Source organism: Undibacterium sp. GrIS 1.2 (assembly GCF_040544435.1).
Lineage (GTDB): Bacteria > Pseudomonadota > Gammaproteobacteria > Burkholderiales > Burkholderiaceae_D > Undibacterium.
Genome location: NZ_JBEONP010000066.1, coordinates 1 through 18,217, shown reverse-complemented (window position 1 = coordinate 18,217; position 18,217 = coordinate 1). Strand labels below are relative to the sequence as shown.

21 protein-coding genes are annotated in these 18,217 nt (G+C 43.9%); 12 read left to right on the top strand and 9 right to left on the bottom strand.

Annotated elements, in window-relative coordinates:
- Positions 1-97 precede the first annotated feature (97 nt).
- Positions 98-412: a hypothetical protein gene (locus tag AAKU61_RS19945; RefSeq protein WP_354335112.1), complete on the top strand. Its 315-nt coding sequence runs from the start codon at positions 98-100 to the stop codon at positions 410-412.
- Here the strand turns inward: AAKU61_RS19945 and AAKU61_RS19940 are convergent.
- Positions 387-1,928: a CYTH and CHAD domain-containing protein gene (locus AAKU61_RS19940; RefSeq protein ID WP_354335110.1), complete on the bottom strand. Its 1,542-nt coding sequence runs from the start codon at positions 1,926-1,928 to the stop codon at positions 387-389. The genes AAKU61_RS19945 and AAKU61_RS19940 overlap by 26 nt on opposite strands.
- A gap of 921 nt (positions 1,929-2,849) precedes the next feature.
- Here AAKU61_RS19940 and AAKU61_RS19935 point away from each other — a divergent pair.
- The 3 genes from AAKU61_RS19935 (at position 2,850) to AAKU61_RS19925 (ending at position 4,350) form a co-directional block, all read left to right on the top strand.
- Complete coding sequence (locus AAKU61_RS19935) at positions 2,850-3,119, top strand: hypothetical protein (RefSeq protein ID WP_354335108.1); 270 nt, start codon at positions 2,850-2,852, stop codon at positions 3,117-3,119.
- A 152-nt stretch (positions 3,120-3,271) separates the two neighbouring features.
- Positions 3,272-3,676: an MbcA/ParS/Xre antitoxin family protein gene (locus tag AAKU61_RS19930; protein WP_354335107.1), complete on the top strand. Its 405-nt coding sequence runs from the start codon at positions 3,272-3,274 to the stop codon at positions 3,674-3,676.
- Complete coding sequence (locus tag AAKU61_RS19925) at positions 3,676-4,350, top strand: RES family NAD+ phosphorylase (protein ID WP_354335113.1); 675 nt, start codon at positions 3,676-3,678, stop codon at positions 4,348-4,350. Before AAKU61_RS19930 ends, AAKU61_RS19925 begins: the two co-directional genes overlap by 1 nt.
- A 548-nt stretch (positions 4,351-4,898) precedes the next feature.
- Here the strand turns inward: AAKU61_RS19925 and AAKU61_RS19920 are convergent.
- Complete coding sequence (locus tag AAKU61_RS19920; RefSeq protein WP_354335105.1) at positions 4,899-5,141, bottom strand: BrnA antitoxin family protein; 243 nt, start codon at positions 5,139-5,141, stop codon at positions 4,899-4,901.
- 147 nt (positions 5,142-5,288) lie between these two features.
- Here AAKU61_RS19920 and AAKU61_RS19915 point away from each other — a divergent pair, with 147 nt between their 5' ends.
- Positions 5,289-5,525 carry a hypothetical protein gene (locus tag AAKU61_RS19915; protein WP_354335103.1) on the top strand — a complete coding sequence of 79 codons (237 nt, stop codon included), beginning with the start codon at positions 5,289-5,291 and terminating at the stop codon, positions 5,523-5,525.
- Between the two features lie 121 nt (positions 5,526-5,646).
- Here AAKU61_RS19915 and AAKU61_RS19910 read toward each other — a convergent pair whose 3' ends face one another.
- The gene (locus AAKU61_RS19910) at positions 5,647-6,072 is read right to left on the bottom strand and encodes a hypothetical protein (RefSeq protein ID WP_354335101.1); all 426 of its coding nucleotides are present in this window, start codon (positions 6,070-6,072) and stop codon (positions 5,647-5,649) included.
- Positions 6,073-6,635: 563 nt separating this feature from the next.
- Here AAKU61_RS19910 and AAKU61_RS19905 point away from each other — a divergent pair.
- The 7 genes from AAKU61_RS19905 (at position 6,636) to AAKU61_RS19875 (ending at position 9,902) form a co-directional block, all read left to right on the top strand.
- The gene (locus AAKU61_RS19905) at positions 6,636-6,896 is read left to right on the top strand and encodes a CopG family transcriptional regulator (protein ID WP_354335099.1); all 261 of its coding nucleotides are present in this window, start codon (positions 6,636-6,638) and stop codon (positions 6,894-6,896) included.
- An 81-nt stretch (positions 6,897-6,977) separates the two neighbouring features.
- Entirely contained in the window at positions 6,978-7,568 is a 591-nt protein-coding gene (locus AAKU61_RS19900; RefSeq protein WP_354335098.1) for a DUF3267 domain-containing protein, read from the top strand.
- Positions 7,569-7,721: 153 nt separating this feature from the next.
- Positions 7,722-7,931, top strand: coding sequence for a hypothetical protein (locus AAKU61_RS19895; RefSeq protein WP_354335096.1), 210 nt, complete (start codon positions 7,722-7,724; stop codon positions 7,929-7,931).
- Between the two features lie 207 nt (positions 7,932-8,138).
- A complete protein-coding gene (locus tag AAKU61_RS19890; RefSeq protein WP_354335094.1) occupies positions 8,139-8,327 on the top strand; it encodes a hypothetical protein in 189 nt (62 codons plus the stop codon).
- 124 nt (positions 8,328-8,451) lie between these two features.
- Positions 8,452-9,003, top strand: coding sequence for a hypothetical protein (locus tag AAKU61_RS19885; RefSeq protein ID WP_354335092.1), 552 nt, complete (start codon positions 8,452-8,454; stop codon positions 9,001-9,003).
- A complete protein-coding gene (locus AAKU61_RS19880; protein ID WP_354335091.1) occupies positions 8,936-9,532 on the top strand; it encodes a hypothetical protein in 597 nt (198 codons plus the stop codon). Before AAKU61_RS19885 ends, AAKU61_RS19880 begins: the two co-directional genes overlap by 68 nt.
- 103 nt (positions 9,533-9,635) lie before the next feature.
- The gene (locus AAKU61_RS19875; protein WP_354335089.1) at positions 9,636-9,902 is read left to right on the top strand and encodes a hypothetical protein; all 267 of its coding nucleotides are present in this window, start codon (positions 9,636-9,638) and stop codon (positions 9,900-9,902) included.
- A 91-nt stretch (positions 9,903-9,993) separates the two neighbouring features.
- Here the strand turns inward: AAKU61_RS19875 and brxL are convergent, their stop codons facing one another.
- The 6 genes from brxL to AAKU61_RS19845 all read right to left on the bottom strand — a co-directional run bounded on the left by brxL (position 9,994) and on the right by AAKU61_RS19845 (position 18,057).
- Positions 9,994-12,069 carry a protease Lon-related BREX system protein BrxL gene (brxL, locus tag AAKU61_RS19870; protein ID WP_354335087.1) on the bottom strand — a complete coding sequence of 692 codons (2,076 nt, stop codon included), beginning with the start codon at positions 12,067-12,069 and terminating at the stop codon, positions 9,994-9,996.
- Between the two features lie 32 nt (positions 12,070-12,101).
- Positions 12,102-14,720, bottom strand: coding sequence for a BREX-1 system phosphatase PglZ type A (gene pglZ / locus AAKU61_RS19865; RefSeq protein WP_354335085.1), 2,619 nt, complete (start codon positions 14,718-14,720; stop codon positions 12,102-12,104).
- Positions 14,721-14,742: 22 nt separating this feature from the next.
- A complete protein-coding gene (locus AAKU61_RS19860) occupies positions 14,743-15,411 on the bottom strand; it encodes a DUF3226 domain-containing protein (protein ID WP_354335083.1) in 669 nt (222 codons plus the stop codon).
- Positions 15,411-16,598, bottom strand: a complete 1,188-nt coding sequence (locus AAKU61_RS19855; protein ID WP_354335081.1) for an AAA family ATPase — start codon at positions 16,596-16,598, stop codon at positions 15,411-15,413. Before AAKU61_RS19855 ends, AAKU61_RS19860 begins: the two co-directional genes overlap by 1 nt.
- Before the next feature lie 82 nt (positions 16,599-16,680).
- Entirely contained in the window at positions 16,681-17,010 is a 330-nt protein-coding gene (locus AAKU61_RS19850; protein ID WP_354335079.1) for a helix-turn-helix domain-containing protein, read from the bottom strand.
- 228 nt (positions 17,011-17,238) lie between these two features.
- Complete coding sequence (locus AAKU61_RS19845; RefSeq protein WP_354335077.1) at positions 17,239-18,057, bottom strand: hypothetical protein; 819 nt, start codon at positions 18,055-18,057, stop codon at positions 17,239-17,241.
- Positions 18,058-18,217: the final 160 nt, after the last annotated feature.

Genomic DNA, 18,217 nt, shown 5'->3' with positions numbered 1-18,217 from the left:
TACCTGTAAAAATAATCGTATTGATGAATTGCTTCCGCTGCGGGCAAAATCGGTTATTTGCTGATCGTCTAGGTGGGTCTGTCGGACGCATACGGAGATGGGCTTTACATCAGCCTTTAATACTGAAATGAATGCCGTCATGCTGGCAAAACGCGAGGCCGATCGCGGGTGGCCGAGCTTTGCACGTCTAGACCGTCGACTACGCCAACTCAACATTGACGTGATGGAATCGCAAGGTTTGATGAGTCTTTTAAGCACCCACAGCAAAATGAATGCCCAAGGGCATTTTCTGCAACGCTTGCATGATGAGGGCCGGCAATTTGCTGAAGGCTGGCTAGAAAGACATTTTTGTCATGTTGGGGTCCGTTCCAACTTCGTATCGCCGACTAATTTGGGTAATTTACTGTTGTAAATTTTTTCCACGATTTGCACATATTGCTGTTATTGCAAATGACGTTCGATGCCAGATATTCCCTAACAAATCCGATACTTTTGCGCAGGCTGGGCTTAATGCTTTGAAGTTCTCTCAATAAGCAGTCGGCTACTGCAGCATCATTGAACCAGCCAAGTTCGTTCTGTAAATTTGTCAACGCTTCGATATAGGGTTGTACTTTTTTTTCTGAAAACAGTGACTTAAAATATTCAGTGGCATAACGCATCTTCTTTGCAGCGATGCGCACATGATGACGCTCATTTGTGCTCATCGCGTCAAATTTTCGACCATGCTTAAGCAAGCGCTGTCCACCACGTGCCAACAGTTTTCGAGCGAAATCCATTACATCCATTTCTATCGGACTCGGATTGCACTGATGGGGCACTTCGGCCCATTCTGGTCTCAGCAACCATCGGGTTATACACAAAATGAATCGCGTATATCGAGCAGAATTCACTGCTGTCGATGCTGTTTTGTGTTCTTTTTTTGCTCTCGCCAATACGGCTAGGTTCAGTTCACTCAGTTGGGTGTCGTCTGACACGGATTGCATAATCATGGGTAAGGTCGAGCCGCTCAACACATCCCAGTCTCGTGCGCCTCCCAATTGCTTGGAAAGCCAGTCTATCTCTTGTTGCAATTCGACGGGGAGCGCAATCACGTTCTTGAATAATCTGAATGCAGAGCGTAATCGACGTAATCCGACCCGCATTTGATGCAAACTTTCCTGGTCGTATTGAAGCGCCACGCCAGGGACGTTGGACTGTATCTGCTCAAGACAATTTCTGGCAATTTCCTGAAATGCCTGTTCAACTGTCATGTTTCTTCGTAATATTAATCGCATCGCTTTGACCGGGACATACGGTTGCGGGGCAATCAATGCATAACCGCGATCGCCCTTGCTCAAGGTGCTAATTTTCAACGCAATATCCCGTTGTAGCGCCAGCGCGATATCAAATAAGTGCGTTGGGTCTCCGGATTTCAGTTTGAATTCAATTTCGTTTATCGGTATTTGTTTGCTTTCAAGTGTCAGCGTGCCCAGATACAGTGCGCATTCGACCCGGTCGCCCTGCGGTAAACACAAAATCCATGTTGTACGTTTGATGTTCGTGGAAAAAATTGGCAAGAAAGAATTACCGACTTTCGGAGACTGCAACATTTTGAGCCATTTTCGCTTTTCACGAACCAAATCGTAAAGGCGTGCGACATCTGGTGATGGGCCTTCCACCGGTGATTCCCATTCATCGCGGCAATACAAACCACCATTGTTTCCGTTAGTGCGTTCAGTGCTCTTCAAGGTTTGAATCCACTTCCTGCCCGAAAGTCGAATACGTAGGCATGCGCCGGATCGTTGTAGAAAGAAGTCCGGCGTATCGAAATAGGTGTCTGAAATTTTCTGCTCATGCAGCTGCGATGTCGCATATTGTTTCAGCATCGAATGCCGTTTCAATGCTCGCGTATCTGGAGCCGTGATTTGCAATTTGAGTTCAACTTCCATGACCAGCGATTCCGCCTTTTATCCGCAGGTGCTGAGTAAATAACAGTAAAGTGTCTAACAATATCGAAGCGCCCGTTTGCCAAATAGATTTTAACGTCTTACGCAAGCTTCGGCTTGATTATTATCAGTTGTTGCACTGCTTCGCATTGGAGCAGTGGTCAAAGAAAACTAGTGCGGGTTAGATACAGTCGGTAGACAAACGAGGAGATGTATTTTTTTTAAACTTGCTTGCGAGGCTATTGAGTTGAAACCGCCGGATAAAGAAACACATGGAGACGACGAGAAGTCTCGGACGGGGCCACATATCAAGCTATTAATCGCTTTGCATGTAGTAATTGCACATAGTGATCAAATTGCTCAATTGCGCTAAATCTCGTCTTTGAAGCAAAATCGATTTCACTTCTGCGATTTGTGTTCGACTCGGAATGATTTCCGTTGGACTGTGACACATCCATTCAATTAAAATTTTCTCAAGTTCTTGATATTCAAACGTAGCTACTTCCCTGCGTGACGGCACGTAACACAAAAATGGAGACTCTCTTTTTTTAATACTTTTGTGGCTGCACGTAAATTATCTTCATGTATCCCAAAGCGGTCTTTTTCATGACTTTTTTGCATAAATATCTCTTTGTAGAGGTAATTTTTTCAGTATGATTAATATAGTACATGAGGGGTATTGCTCGAAGTCAATTTTTTGATGTACTCTAAAGTTTATCCAGATAGCCTTAATGTTAGTATTTATATAGAAACAGCACATAAAATTTTGCTACCGCGATGCACAAATCGCCGATCCCCTAACAGTGCGTGAAAAATCATGTAAACCACGTTGCCTCAAAAAAGTAATCACAAACAAAATTTCATGAAGAAATAAAAATTTTCTCAGTGGCAGAAACTTTATGGAAAAGCAATTTCGACATTATTATGAGCCGCAAAATAATTGGTGGCTTGGGGCAAACCGTAATGGCTGCTTATTCTTCCATTGCTGCCGCTTGCCTTGGGATCGTCGATTGTCAAGTTTTGGCGATTCTAGACGATCAATGTAAAAAAACCACTGGCGGCACCCGCCCCATACCGGCATTCGGACCAACTCATTGTAATTCTCCAGCAGAGCATCGGGGATCAGTCACCCAATATATTGCTGAGCACATAATCGTTGTGCATCGCACAATTATCTCTTCCAAGCAATATTGAAAATATCGACGTTGAAAGTCCGTCGTATTTGCGCATTTTTAAGCGGCCAAAAACACATTTCTCAGGTGAAACGAATCAATATCTCGTTTCACCTTGATTAAAGTCTAAAAATGGACTATTATTTTAATTAATCCATTTATAGATTGATCATAATGAATGCTCATCCCATAAAAGCTGCACCAGATACCAAAAAACTCTCTACTGCGGGCTTGAAAGCATTCTTCAATATCGCTAAGGACTGGCAGTTAAAAAATGACCAAGAAATCATCTTACTTGGCAGTCCAAGCCGAGCCGCATATTTCAAATGGAAGAAGGAGCCCGAAACCGCTCTACTGAGCAGGGATACTCTTGAGCGTATTTCCTACTTGCTCGGCATCTACAAATCACTGCAGATATTATTGCCTTCAAACACTGCGGCAGATGCGTGGATTAGCAAACCAAACAACGCCCCCCCATTTGGCGGTCAAAGCGCACTTGACCGTATGTTGTCAGGCAATGTTTCAGATCTGTATATTGTTCGCCAGTATTTAGATGCCGCTCGTGGAGGTTGGTCTTGATGCAGTGGCCAACCACCTCCATTAATTGGCATCCAGGTTATCGAATCGTTCCTTCGCGTTTTCCATCCATTTATTTGTTCGATCGTGTCGCCGATGCGGACGATTTCGATGCCCTTTACGAACTAGAAGCCATGACGAATCCGCGGATTCGAAACGAACTTGGCGAAATATCGTTAGTGCCTCCAGCGGAACGTCTATATGGACATGGAACCGGCCCGATCATGGCCGCTTTTACGCATCTCAATCCCGAGGGTAGCCGGTTTTCAGACGGTAGTTATGGCGTGTTCTACGCAGCTATGGAAAAGGACACCGCTGTCGCTGAAACCAAGCATCATTCGACAAAGTTCATGCAAGCGACAAATGAAGAGCCGATGTATTTGCAAATGCGCTTGTATCACATGGACATATCTGGAACGGTGACTGATCTCTTTAAGGCCAAAGATAGTCATCCTGAGATATTTTCATTGGCAAGTTATTCGTCATCCAAGTTAGTTGGAAAACAGATTCACGAGAGTGGATCAAGCGGAATTCATTATCCGAGCGTACGCCGGTTGGATGGCACCTGTGTCGCCGCATTCAAAACAGCCATTCTCAGAAAATGTAATCACGCTGCCTACCTGGAATATCACTGGGACGGCAAAGAGATTAATTATGTTACTGAGAAAATTGATTAGCATCTAGAAACTAAAAAAATACGATGACAAAACTGACTTCCCATTGGCGCTTCGTGCGTGCCCCTTCCTCAGCTCGTGGATTTTTTAGCAGAAACAGAGCGAGTACCGATGCGCTTAAAGTACTTTCCCGTTAGCGTGGTATGAAGGGAATGCGAGATTCTGGCTTAACCCTGGATGATGAGGTCAATTCATTAAGGCAAGGTGACATTGCACGCATATTTAGACTACTCTTTTCACGAAACTTTAAGGGATAAAAATCCCATCAAGTGATGAATTTTCCAATAGATGATTGAATCGCCGCCTTGACAGCAAGATCAATGGCTCTTCTTACAGCCCCTTCATCATCAGTAATACCATGAAATGCTACTTTTAACGACCCTTTATGGACTGCGCCCATTTTTCTGTAGCTAATTTGTATATCGGTCGCATTTTTTCTAAATGAGCTCGTACTTTTTCAATATATGCAGATCGAGCAGAAAGGTCTGCTGCTGTTAATACTTTTAAAAAAGTTAATTTTTTTTGGAGTCGATTTCCACGTCGTGATATTTTCATGACTTACCGGGAATAATTTGACGCAAATCATCAACAGTGACCGGACTTAAATCCTTGGCAGGTAGTGACTTTCGCAATACTTCATTGATCATGGTTTGATAACATTTGCCTTCAAGTTCCGCTTTCACGCGAAAAGTTTTGAACACGTCATCATCCAAGTACAACGTGACACGAGTCTTCCCAGTTGGTGGGATAACTGCACCACGTTTTCCTTTACTAAAATCATATTGTCTTTTCATGGAATCGAATATTACCGTTGTTCATTTTTGAATCAAATTCAGTATCTGACGGACTTTATTCATTGGAAAAAATTTAGTGGAAAAGTTCATTTAATCGGCCTTTATTTTGAACTCACATATCCTTTTTTAACCCAAAAGGAGAACGTCATGTCAAAGAAGCAAAAACGTAATTTCACATGTGCCAATAAAACCACTTATCAAGCCCGGTTCGATGCGATCAAGGTAAAAATATGGATCGATATTTTTGACTTTCAGGTGGGATTGAAAGCTGGGCAAGCTGGACAAGAGAAAGTACCTGATTGCCTGGTTGGTGATTTTTGTGCATGGTATTACGGCTATGGAATTGGGATCGAACACTTTGAAAGAACGAAAAATTCCAAATAGTTGAGTCTTATGGTTCAGTTAATTCTGAACAAATTTGATAGCAGAACAAAAATCAGCGCTCATGCAGCGCTGATTTTTAATAAATGTCACGCAGACCGCACCTTGATCACATGCTCGACGCTCAGTCAAAATTAAAACTCATCGAGTCGCAACTCGATATTGAAAAATCAATCGAACATCCAAGGTCGGACATGCCATTTCCTCCGAACACATCCATTTCGAAAGCCTGAAAATCATTGTGTTCAAATGACCCGATGTTTGGATCGTTGCCGATGTATTGTTGAAAGTAATTATCCTCTGACGGAGGCATACCGTCGCCCGGATAACCCATCCTGACCCTAGGCATCATCTCGTCATTGTCATAACTAACTGAGTCAAAGTGATCCGGAACCAAAGGGGATGTCGATGCCGCATCACCAGAATCAAATGTCAACAACGAACTTGGATCAAATGGACTTGATGAAAAATCGAATTCTGGCTCGGATAGAGTTGTTATCAAAGTATAGAGAGCAAGGAACGCTCCGCCCAAAAAGAGTAATTCAAACATTATTTCCCCCTAGAATTTACAAAGATATTTAAATAGATCTCGGTATTGTCGATTCTCCTGAACCGTTTCGCAGTGCAAGCTTTCTATTAAATGAAAGCCCAATTAACCTCTTGTGCAACTCAGAATATTTACATTGCGATCCAGCAATATTTCTTTAAGACTCAAATTCAACGAGCATCTATCATTTCTTTTTAATCCGTCCGCAAAAACAACTTCAGAAATTGAAGTTCTATTCGCATTAGTGAATCCAGAATCCAATAATTGCAACACAGAATATTTTCGATGATTTAATTTTCCAACGCGCATTTAAGAAAACTCATATTAACACGTATTTACATATTAAATTAATCTGTAATGAATATTTATTTCATTAATTTTACATTGTTAATTGAATTTAATTTAATATTAGACATATCAAACTAATCGCTCATATAAGATCGTAAAAATGACAATGCAAACGCCAATCATGAGAGCCTAGAAGTTCTTGATTATGTTAAACGCACATAATTGACCGTGTAAATTTCTTTGAATATCCAGCCTAATAAAATATCGAACAAATCCTTATGAAAAAACCTTCAAAAAAACTGGACCTATTTATTTCAGAAGCACCAGAAAGCGAAAATCTGACTGGCTCAGCCGGGTCGCCGAAAAAAATTAGAAAAGGCGTCATGCGTGGGAACAAAGAGCAAATTTCATTGACGTTCCCGCCAGAGATGATTTCCAAAATTGACGAAGCTGCCGACGATCTTGGCATTTCCAGGTCGGCTTGGATTAGCATGACTATCTCAATTGCACTTAAGAAAATCGGAACTTCAGGCTCATAAATCGCGCACTTGGACATTAATGCATGCAAATGATGGTTCGGCCAAAATGTTTGTCACGTTAAAAACTACTTAAGGGAAATCATGACAAATAAAATTCCAAAGCCTGATTTAAGTTTGTGGAAAATATGGGATATCGCCGAAGAGAAGAATGACTACGTTTTTCTCTTTTGGGCGTACCAGATTGAGATCGGATTTGCCATCGCAATATTTTTGTTAATCGGTTCTTGTGGCGTTTTGTATTTCGCTAATTATTCGATTTCCTCGATGTTCATGGTTTTCTCTCAAGAATGGTGGGGAGTATTTGAAGCAATTGCATATGTCGGGTTGGTTTTGTGCGCGCATGAGTTGTTGCATGCATTTTTCTCCAATCATAGATATTGGAAATTCGTGCGATTTAGCGTCGTCAAAGAATATGGCGCTTTCGCTACTCACATCTATGGCGAAAACAGCAAAGTGCAAAAACTTGTGTTCATACTCGCACCGCTACTTATTATCAGTGGCATTGGAATTCCACTCGCGATCTATAACGACAGTCCTTTGATCATGTTCGCTGCGTTAATTAATTTATTTGGTGCCGGTGCCGACATCGCTATGGCGATATCAACATTGATGATACTTAAAGCAGATCGAACATATGTAGACGGTGAAAACATTTATATCCCTCGGCAATGACAAACATCTGCATTGATTGAGCTCATGGGAGATTTCGCATGAAAAAATTACCTTTACGTTTTAATCTGAACTTCAAAATTGGTAGGGCATTATTTTTTTCGTCATTTTCTGAATTTCAGAAGCAATTAAAAATTGAATTTAACAAGGATTAATATGACCGTCAAAAAAATTCTCATTGCGGTACTTCGTCTGCTCTGGTCGCCATTTGTTGGGGCGTGGGAAGCTTGCAAAACAGATCTGAACCGACCGATACCAAAGGACTGGAAGGAAGATCTTCGACTGACCTTTAAGTCCTATTTTTCTCCACTTACCGGGGCGATTGCTGGAGTAAAAAAAGAAATTCGCCGAATTAGAAAATGCTAGTTGATTTCCAAATCGAAGCTCCTTTAAATCTTGGAAAGGCATAAATCGCGAATTTAATACAAACTTCTTTCAAAGGATGGGCATGCCTTGTCATCAGCTCCATGAAGTTTTCTATGATAAAGAAGAACAACCCAACAGCTATAGAGAGAATCCCATGAACATTTTTCGGCTGGTAGAATTTACAGCCTTGAATGGATACTCAAGAAGATGGCAAAGACATTGAAAAAACCAGTTTTGGAAGAATCTGACCTTGCAAAATCATTGCAATCGTCTGTCGTGACCCATGTTGGAGGAAATGTGTTCTTGGACTTGGGATTCCCGCCTGCAGAAGCTGATGCCTTGAAAGCGGAGAGCATAAAAATTATTACTCAAAAACTTAAGACGAAAAAAATATAGTTTGTGCGATTCGTTCATTTTTCTTACGATTTCGAATTTTAATAACATCCCGGAGCTAAAAATTAACGTTTTCATCGACACGGAATTCACCGACCTACTGGAACCTATTCTGATCAGTATAGGAATGGTCACGGACGCAGGAGAAGAATTTTATGCAGAAGTTCCCTACCCCGATGAAAAGTGCACACCATTCGTTCGTGAAGCAGTCTTGCCTCAATTGGGCAGTAATCCAGACTTCTATTGTCGTGTTTCAGACCTCAGTATAAAACTCCGACAATGGCTCCAACTGGTCCGCAGAGAGGATGAGACGGTCTATCTTTGCTTTGATTACACAACCGACTGGGATCTATTTTTGGATTCGATACAATTTAGAATTGCTCCATGGATGCAAGGAAAATTAGTCAATTCAGATATTGATGAAATTGTTTTATACGAGTTTTACAAAGAGACAGGACTGTCCAGACATCATGCTTTAAACGATGCGCTGGCAAACAAATTTGCCTATCGGCCGCTGATAGCTACGACACAAATTAAGAAGCGAGGGATAAAAAAAATACCGAGAAACTGGCGCGAAAAATTACAAAAAAAATTCGACATTGCCACCCCCTATGTACTTGGCCGTGTCGGAAAAAAACGATTTTTGCGAAGTTCAATTCCAAGAACCTCACCAACCTAGCTCGCTGAAATATCGTACCTCTATTGCTGCCAATTTTGATGCGCACCCAAAAAATATGTCGGATATTGGTGACGATTCTGATTGGGTGCGAAACCCGATAACTCAAGAGCTACTTGATGTACTCAATGACAGAGCTCCCTCACCGCTCGACGTGCCAGAAGACACGGTAACGGCAATAAATGAAGACCCTATGATTTATTCCGACCATTTTGATAACGGAACGCCACTTGTGCTTACACAGAGCGAATCGCTGATGATTCTGGATATGATGGAGAACCCACCGCCAAGGAATGCGGCGTTTTTAGAGATGATGGCAAGGCACGAAGCATGGAAAGATGCGCAGTGGCAGCAAACAAAGCCAATTGTTTGTCGTTCAGGCTTTATAGATCCAAAGGATGGCAGCGATGAGATGATTGTGCCTGTTCCAGAAAAATTATTGCAAGAATTAGGATGGACGGTAGGCGACGTTCTGGATATTAAAATTAACGAAAACAAAGAACTTGTTTTGAGAAAAGCAGAGATAAAGTAATTGGAGAAACGGGTGCCAATTTTAAAAAATGTGTCCTCATCACTTTCTTGCGACGAATATTAAAATCTGAATATATGCTGGCTTGATAATTGAAGGAGCTGTCATGGATAAATCTCTTTTCGAGAATCTTGTGAAAAGTCTTAAGGAAGCGCAATCCATCTCAAAAAGTGAAATGAAAGCGTCCAGACGTTATGAGATTGAACCAAGTAATCCAAAAATAGACAGCAAAAAAATTGATTCGTCGCAAAGCGATTCCGTACGTTCTCAAAATGTGGATAGCAACGGACTGCAAAATGGACAACATAAAACAGAGAGTCCGGTAAATGGCTGTGCAAATCGGCGTATATATGGAGCCAAGAAAGAAATATGACGCTTCCGTTAGGTGTTGCCGTTGTATTACAGGCGTGTTGACGCGCAACCAAAATTAACCGTGAGGCATTTATGTGCATGTTTTTTGCACATTATTCCACTCCCAACGCTTTAAACACAGCATCCACTGGATCAGAATAAAAACTAGTCTGGAACTTAGCAAACAATTCACCAGGCACAGTGGCAATGGCAGAAACACTGCTCATCGGTATCAAGATGCGTTTTGCGCCTGAATCGAAAGCCGCCTGTAATGACTCTGCCAGATTGCGCACCGATGTGACATTGCCACCCAGGCTCATATTGCCCAACACAACCATTTGCGATTGGATTGGTCGACCCATCAGTACCGAGCACAATGCGACAAAGGCTGGCAATGTCATTTGGTCAGTTGGCCCTGTGTTGTGCAGCTCCACTACAGATAAATGATAGTCATGCTCATTGACCTTGGCGGACGCACTCACCCGGCTGACGTTAGCTTTAAAATAGTCGAAGGCAATTCGCATTGGCTCTTTTGAACTAGTGCTTGAGCCCAGGCCAGACAACGATAATTTTCCATTGCCAGGTGTCGATTGCAACTCAATGCGGTACAGCCCCAACATGCCATTGCTGCCTGGCGCGACGGTATGTAGTGCGCCCGGTTTTAATTGGCCTTCAGGGATCAAGCCACCACCGCCCTGCTCTAAGACTGAGACAAAACGTTCTTCCAATGTTTCATTGTCGATGTAACTAAAATGCACATCGTAAAACTCCATGCCACCTAGTTTTTTCAACTGCTCTTTGACTCGACGGCGGGCTTCCAATGCGTATTCCAGGCAACGTGCTACAGCCTCTTTCGGAAAATCTCCTTGCGGATACAACAGTTTCAGCAAGCCAGACACTGTTTTACGTACCGCTATGGTGTCGCGTTGATTGAGGTTATTACCCAGCTTGAAGAACTTGTCGATCGCATCGGCACAGCTGACCTTACGCATCTCACGCAGATACTCAGCCAGGTAATCAACAATCATGCCGTATTGGTTCGTGAAAAACTCCGGCCGCATTTTTGGAATTTCCCAGCCAGGGATATAGCAATGGAAACGATCGAAGAATGCAGTGTCTATCATCGTCTCTGGGAACGGCGCAAACAAATGACTCGTCTTCACCAGCGATTCCACGCTTTGATTAATGTTGCCCACAAAGACCATGGATGCCGATGCGCTGATGGCATCTCGCCCTCTTGAGAATGATCCTGAGGCCATGTAATCCTTCATAATCTGCACACCGTCATGATCTTTAAAGGTCATGCCTGCCACTTCGTCAAACGCCACCACATCCCAAAGGCCTACCAAGCCCACTTTGCGGCTGCCCATGTTGTAAAACAGATTGGCAACCGTTGATTGTCCGCCTGATACCAGAATGGAGTTTGGGCTGATTTCTTTGTAGATATGGCTCTTGCCGGTACCACGTGGTCCCAGCTCACACACGTTATAGTTATTTTCTGCAAGAGGGATCATGCGTGCCAGCAGATGCCACTTGGCGCGTTCCTTGAAATGGGTTGGCTCCATACCTGTAGAGCGCAGCAATACATCGATCCACTGCTCCTCCGTGAAATGCGTGCGCCCCTCTTTCAAGGCATCCATATCCATATTCGGCATCTGGATAGGCTTTAAGTCCGCCATGCGGAATGGCGAACCTTTTTGATTTTCTTCGTAGAAGTAATTGAGTGTGACGATGCACCAGATACCACCGGCAAGTAATTTTTCAAATTCTTTGACATCGCGGCTATCGACTTCAACGCCCGTCACGCCCAAATTAGACAGCAATGCCTCATACACGTCGCGCTTCTCGTTGAGCTTGACTGTGATCTTGTCGATGATCTTATAACTGCCCTGTTCGCGGATTTTACTTTTCACTTTTTCCGCTTCGTCTGGCCGCACATAGTTCTCAGCCAGAATGCGTTTAACGGTGACCAGGCCTTCGCGGATCACGTCCGCATCGTCGGATGCACAGTACATCCCCAGCAGGTATTCAAGGACATAGACCGGTACGTTGGCACCCTCTTTGACCATTTTAGTCAAATCCTTGCGGACAACGCGTCCGGCAAAGTGACGATTGAGCAGCGAATCTAAAGAAGCGACGTCTAGTGGCGCATCCAGATTATCGGAAGACATTTGTTGGTCAGTTGTCATGGTTTTGTCATAGCGGAAGTCATCAACAATCTTTAAAAGTCATTACTAAAAGCCAAATCAATACGGAAATCCACACGATCCACTTCTGCCTTAGTCAGAGCATCCCGTATCACCAGCGCGTAATCTTTATTCTTATCGTAGCTACCGGCGAGTATCGTCAGCATCACGGTTTTCTTGCGCTCATCCATCAAGTTGGAGTTGCTATCAAACGTCAATGAAGCTTCGTTGCTGATGAGCTTATCACCATCGGTATCGCGTAAAGAAACCAAGACCGTGCGAGGCAACACTTTGTCGGTAATCGCTTCGGTTTGAATAAATTCAAATTTTTGCCGATTGGTGACAACTTTGCGCACCGAACCGAGCAAGGTAATTTCTACCGGGCGGATCTTTGACTTTTCATGTTCAGTCGCTCTTACCGTCAACACTGGCACTACGATCTCTTGCAGCATCGCGCCACCGTGCACAAAACGTGCGCCACCGGTAAAGTGAAAGCGGTTGGCACCTTTGGGCACCCAAAAATCCAAGCTGTCTGTCGTGCCAGCGGTAACGGCTGTATTACCCGCCCAGGCTTTTGGCGACTCCCCCAGATCCTGACCGATCAAATAACGTTTCTTGGCTTTCAATGTGCCATCAGGCTTTTCTGTCAGAGCGCTCTTGTCCGCCTCGTCCAATTTTTCTTCTTGATACAAGAACCCGTGATCGGCTGTAATCAGTACGATAGATCCGCCCAAGGTGTTGATGATGTAACGAATCACGCCTTCAATTTCATTGATCGCTTTCTCGCAGGCGCTAAAGGTTTCCGATTCTGTCGATTGCTTGTCACCCGTTGCATCGATTTGATCATGGTACAGATACACCACTTTATATGGCTTAACAAATTCTCTACCGGCTTCTTTACCCATCGCCACCAAGGCATCGGCCTTGATCGCTATACCATCATGGTCTTCCAGAATCGCCGAACGCTGTTCAAGCGAAGCGCTTGGTTTGCCATCAACAAACACTTCCGCGTTGGCCGTGGACCGATAGTCCAGGCGCTTATGCGGCAACAGCGCTGCCATACCTAGTGTAGTGTATGAAGGTAAAACACCTAGCACGCCATCTAAGCTGGCCTTAAATCGGTTAGTCGATACCGAGCGTTCATAGAGCTCTTGCGCTACTTCAAAACGCAGCGCATCGCTGATCAGGACATAGGCCCGGTTACGAGCACCAGCATCCACAATCGGCTGCACATAATTTTGAAAGAAGTGCTGTTGGCTACGCACATCGGGGATAGTCCAGTTTTGTAGTAGCGTATTTTCATGGGCATCGCCAGCAATAAAGCTGCCCCAGGTCGATGACAACTGCGCCATGTACCAGCTATAGCGCTCGCCTATCCACTCCTTCAATGATTGCAGAAACAACCAACCATTCAATTCCACCACATCATTAGCAAGCATAAAGTGGCGATAGCACTGATCAAAACGGAACAACTCTTTCTGGTAGGCCTGGAACATCGCTTCTACAGTTGGGTAACTAAAGCCATGCGCATATTGGGCTGCAAGGCTGCTAAACTTTGCAGCCGCCTCGATCGCATCGTAACAAGCGCCAAAGGCCTTGATCACCGGGTTCTGCGACGCCAACACGGTATTGGCCCAATGTCCATCCCTGCGCTTTGCTGCAATTGCCTGCACATGCACCAGCGCCGCAGCATCGCCACCTTGAATCACATCGCGCAAGCCAACCAGCAAGCGTTTTTCCACATCAGAGAATGTCTGTACTTCTAACAGATTCAAATGATCGAGCGCATTCAGGTGTCCGCCGACTTTCAAGCCATCGGCCACTGCTTCACTAATCGCATCGTAACTGGCGAAGTGCGCCAGATCTCGCCGCCAGCGGTCGCAAAACACCGTAATTTGGGGCAGTCTATTCCCCTCTTGCAAAACGAATGATTGCAAAGCACTTGGGAATGAACCTTGCCGTGCCAATGCGAAATCAGTCACCAGCAGGTGATACACCAGATCACGTAGAGATGGTGTTTGCGACTGATATCCAAACTGTTCGTACACCATAGCCCAGAACGGCACTTCCAATTCCAACGCAATGATCTCGTCGAGCACCTTGGGCTGCGCTTCCATCTGCACACGGCCATCCACGATCATCGCTGACATCATGCGATAAAGAATAGTGAAAGGTTCAGGCTGATCCGCGCGCGTGATCACGGCCAGCATCTTTCTATCCATTGTCGTCTCATCATCCTGCGCGGCAGTCAGGCGCTTTAACTTTTCTAGCCGGTCCTTATTGCGCAAGAATTTGGCGCGGCGCTTCAAGTGTTCGCGCATCGCCAGATTCAATAGCCCCAATTCATCCAACTGCACCGATACCGCATCGGCACGGAAAATGCGGCTATACAGGCGGATGTTGAGCAGCCAGTCATCTTCCGGTAAAGGCTCAGCCTGCGGGCTATACAGCAAATACTTTCCACTGAGATCCTGGATTTCCAGTTTCTGCTTGAGCTGCAACTTGGGCTCATCATCCAACATAATCAGGCTCACGCCATCTGGCACCAGCGACACCAGTTCTGCAGAAAACTCTTGATCTGCATCGTTCCAAAAAACGATGCGGCTTTCGGTAAATAGATTCGCCAGCAAAGTTGGGATTTGCGCATTCGACATAGATGGAATTTTCTAAATAATGTTACTGAAATACTAGGCGTAGCCAACTAGCCAATTGCTTGAACTGTGCTGATTCAGGATCGATACAAGATTCTCTAAGTGCTGAGTATGGGCCGTGCCCGGGTGTTTTTTGCCAGGCAAGCCAAGTGGCGACTTCTGCCTTAGAACGATGAATTTCTTTGAACTTAGGTGCGGTCAATGCTGTTGTAGTCGCGACAGCATGCTGAAACAAAGTCTGCTCACTAGGGCTCACGCAATTTTTAATCCAATCTTCCAACATGCCTTCATCACGATTATTCGGCATTACCCAAAAACCAAGATCCTTAAATCCATCCGGATGGGTAAAAAATAATCCGGCCATTTTGGGGTCGCTGTTCCGCTTCAAATTAAAACCGAATGGTGCCAGTGTCGTCTCCATTTGACTTATGGTTGCCTGACAACCCAAGCCATGTTCACTCTTGTAGTCCGCGTCCATAATCACAGCAAGATGAGTCAATGTTCCATCTGCGAACTGGTTCAATAAAATGGATAGCTGTTTGAAAATTCCCTGCTTTGAATTATGTACACCACCGATATCGCGTGGCGGCGCAACTTGAATTTTGGTATCAAGTTTCAATAATTCGCACACTTCTTCAAAAAAACTTTTATCTGACTCACCCTCAACCAACAATATTTTCATCGCATTTGCCATTACCGTACCTCAACGTCAGATTGAGTAATGTTAAATAGCTGATCCTCATCGAACACAGTCGCAATAACGCGATCTCTATCACTAGTGCGAACGCTTTTACCAACACGAAATAACACACCTTCGATGTCTTTTCTGTCAACGGCAACTTTGGCAAAACTTTCAATACAGTCCCAGCTATGAGTCGTTGCAAATACTTGAATGTCCAGCTTGTTCGCTAACTCAAAAAGTAAATCCCAGACTTTTTCTTGAACTGCGTAATGCAAACCATTTTCAAATTCATCGATTAACAAAAAACCGCCTCTAGCCGGAAAAATCTTCAGCACCAGTTGCAAGATACGCAGCATGCCATCACCCAAACTGTTTAAAGGAACAGGGCGTGGGAAATTTGACAATCTCAACATCGCGGTACGACTAAGGCGATCTCGGTTAATGCCGAGGCTCATGCGAGCATTCGAGTACGAATCATCTCGTTTAACAAACATCAACTCCTCAAATTCCGGCGCAATGATCTTTAACGCATCGATCACAATTTGCTTATCTTTGGTCAAGCCAATCTTATCCCACTCATCCGCCAATTCATCAACTGAAACAAACTGGGTAGGAATCACACTACAGGCAATGCTGCCGGGCAAATCTATACTGCCGCGAATACGTGAGTTACGTTCATCAAGCCGCGAAGCCGTTGTGCGTTCGCCTTTCGAAACATATAAGGCATCAATTGGAGTTCCCTCCTCGATCGCCACAAGTATTCGGTCTTCTGTTTTTTTGACCCGACGACGATGGATTTGCGTCCTAGTTTCTTTATCTAGTTCAGTAATTGATGAGCTACTCTCAACGTAGAGACCATGCTCGATGCGCAACGCCAAATCACTTGAAATAGACTCACCAATGACGATCATCGTGTCGTCATTAGTGGGGAATTTTCTACCCGTGAAAAAATCCTCAAAAGGGAACGCAACATCAGACTCTTCAATTTCCGAATCACTTAGGCGAAATTTTTCATCGTGGCCAGAAGCGATTTTTTCCAAAAGACTGCGCTGACCGTTGGCGGCATAAATCCGCAAAGCCTCTAACACCGAGCTTTTTCCGGAATTGTTTTTCCCAACAATTAAATTGACACGTCCAAGTTTGGCCACTTCAAAATCGGCCAAAGATCTAAAATTTTTTATCGCTAATGACTTAATCACCGCACACCTCCAATTGATAAAATCTAAATTTCTATTTCGTTATCGTTAAAACACTTAATTCAACGATGACACCATCAGGTCATTACTTTTTCGCGTGCCGCACTCTTTTCCGCACACGCGTAGATTCTTCATTAATAGTTGATCCAAGCCTAAGCGCAGATGATGCCTGCGCGTTTTCAGCCTTGATATCGTCCAAGGTTCGCCGCTGTCCTTGTACTCGCGTATGCAGCTCTAAACCGACTGCCGCAAACAACTGCAACAACTTCACTGTACCTATCTCAAGCAGAATACCCCGTTCTAAGCCAGAAATGCTAGACAAGCTCACACCGGTGCGGCTGGCCAGCTCACTTTGCGTCAGCCTATGCAATAAGCGCGCTTCTTTTAAGACTTGACCAAGATCGAAGAGATTCATAAATAGTATTTTTTAACGTTTTATTATAGTTAACAACTATAACATGTGAAATACTACTATTTAAATCAAACTCGACCACAAAATGATTTTTACAAACGACTTCTAATTGACTAAGTCTTTGACTGTGCCCTGGATTAACACCCAAAGCAATTTGTAAAAATCTGAATATATCCCCCCACGGCGTTCAAAGGATTTGCCTTAGGCTTGATTCAAATCAATCATCACTTATTACGAGCCTTTCTTGAGGTTAAATGTCTGCTTTTGAAGCTCAGTTATAGACTCTGCGCTATCTCGATGAAATCTCGAATACGTATTTCCACCAGCATTAGTTTGCGCAAGTGGAATCTCCAATATAGCGATCAAAATACGCTCTACAAAAATACTAAAGTGACGTGTCGCCACATCCAAACTCTGATGATCAACACCCATTGGACCGCTATGCGAAAGTTTATCCCTAATATCTTTGAGGCCAGGCAACGATGGTGTGCCAAATAAGGGCCACAGACCGTACGGATTTACAGACCACATCGCCAACACAGGATTAAGCTGCTGCTGAATTGAAGGATTACGAATTTTTTTCAACAGCCCATCAATACGGGCAGAAATAGCGGGATCTACGCCTTCTTTTGCACCCTCCAATGCCAGTTTAAGTGTGGCATCAGAAGCTAATTCCTCGGGTGTCAAACTCAACTCGTTTGCAAACGATTTACACTTTTCCAATGAATGAAACAGTGACATAAATCGTTGTGCAGTATTCATTTCTATAAAAGGAGCTATGCCAGTTGAAAAATCCTTAAATACCGTTTTAACTTTAGGCGTTAAATCAAAATACGCTTTTAAAGCGGCATTAGCCATCGACTCAAAGTGTCGCGCATCAACTAAAAATTCTTTCTCATGCTCCGGCACAAAATTTGTCTTCAATGGATCTAAAGGATTCTTCCAAACCTCTTCAGTTCGTTCAGAGCAATCCAATCGCCATCCAAGCATCACGATACGCTGCCGACACAAAATAGAGATAACGAAAAGTGCCTCCTCAATTTTTGACACAATGCCATCCAAATGTGAAATCTTTTCTTCCTGGATCTCAAGAACAGCAGAAAAGCCAGATTGAACGTAAGCCCTCCATAAACCCCAGATAGCGAGCAGATTTCGTGATTTTTATCGATTTTCGTTCAAAGGTGTGATTCAGGAGAGCTGGCTTAATTTT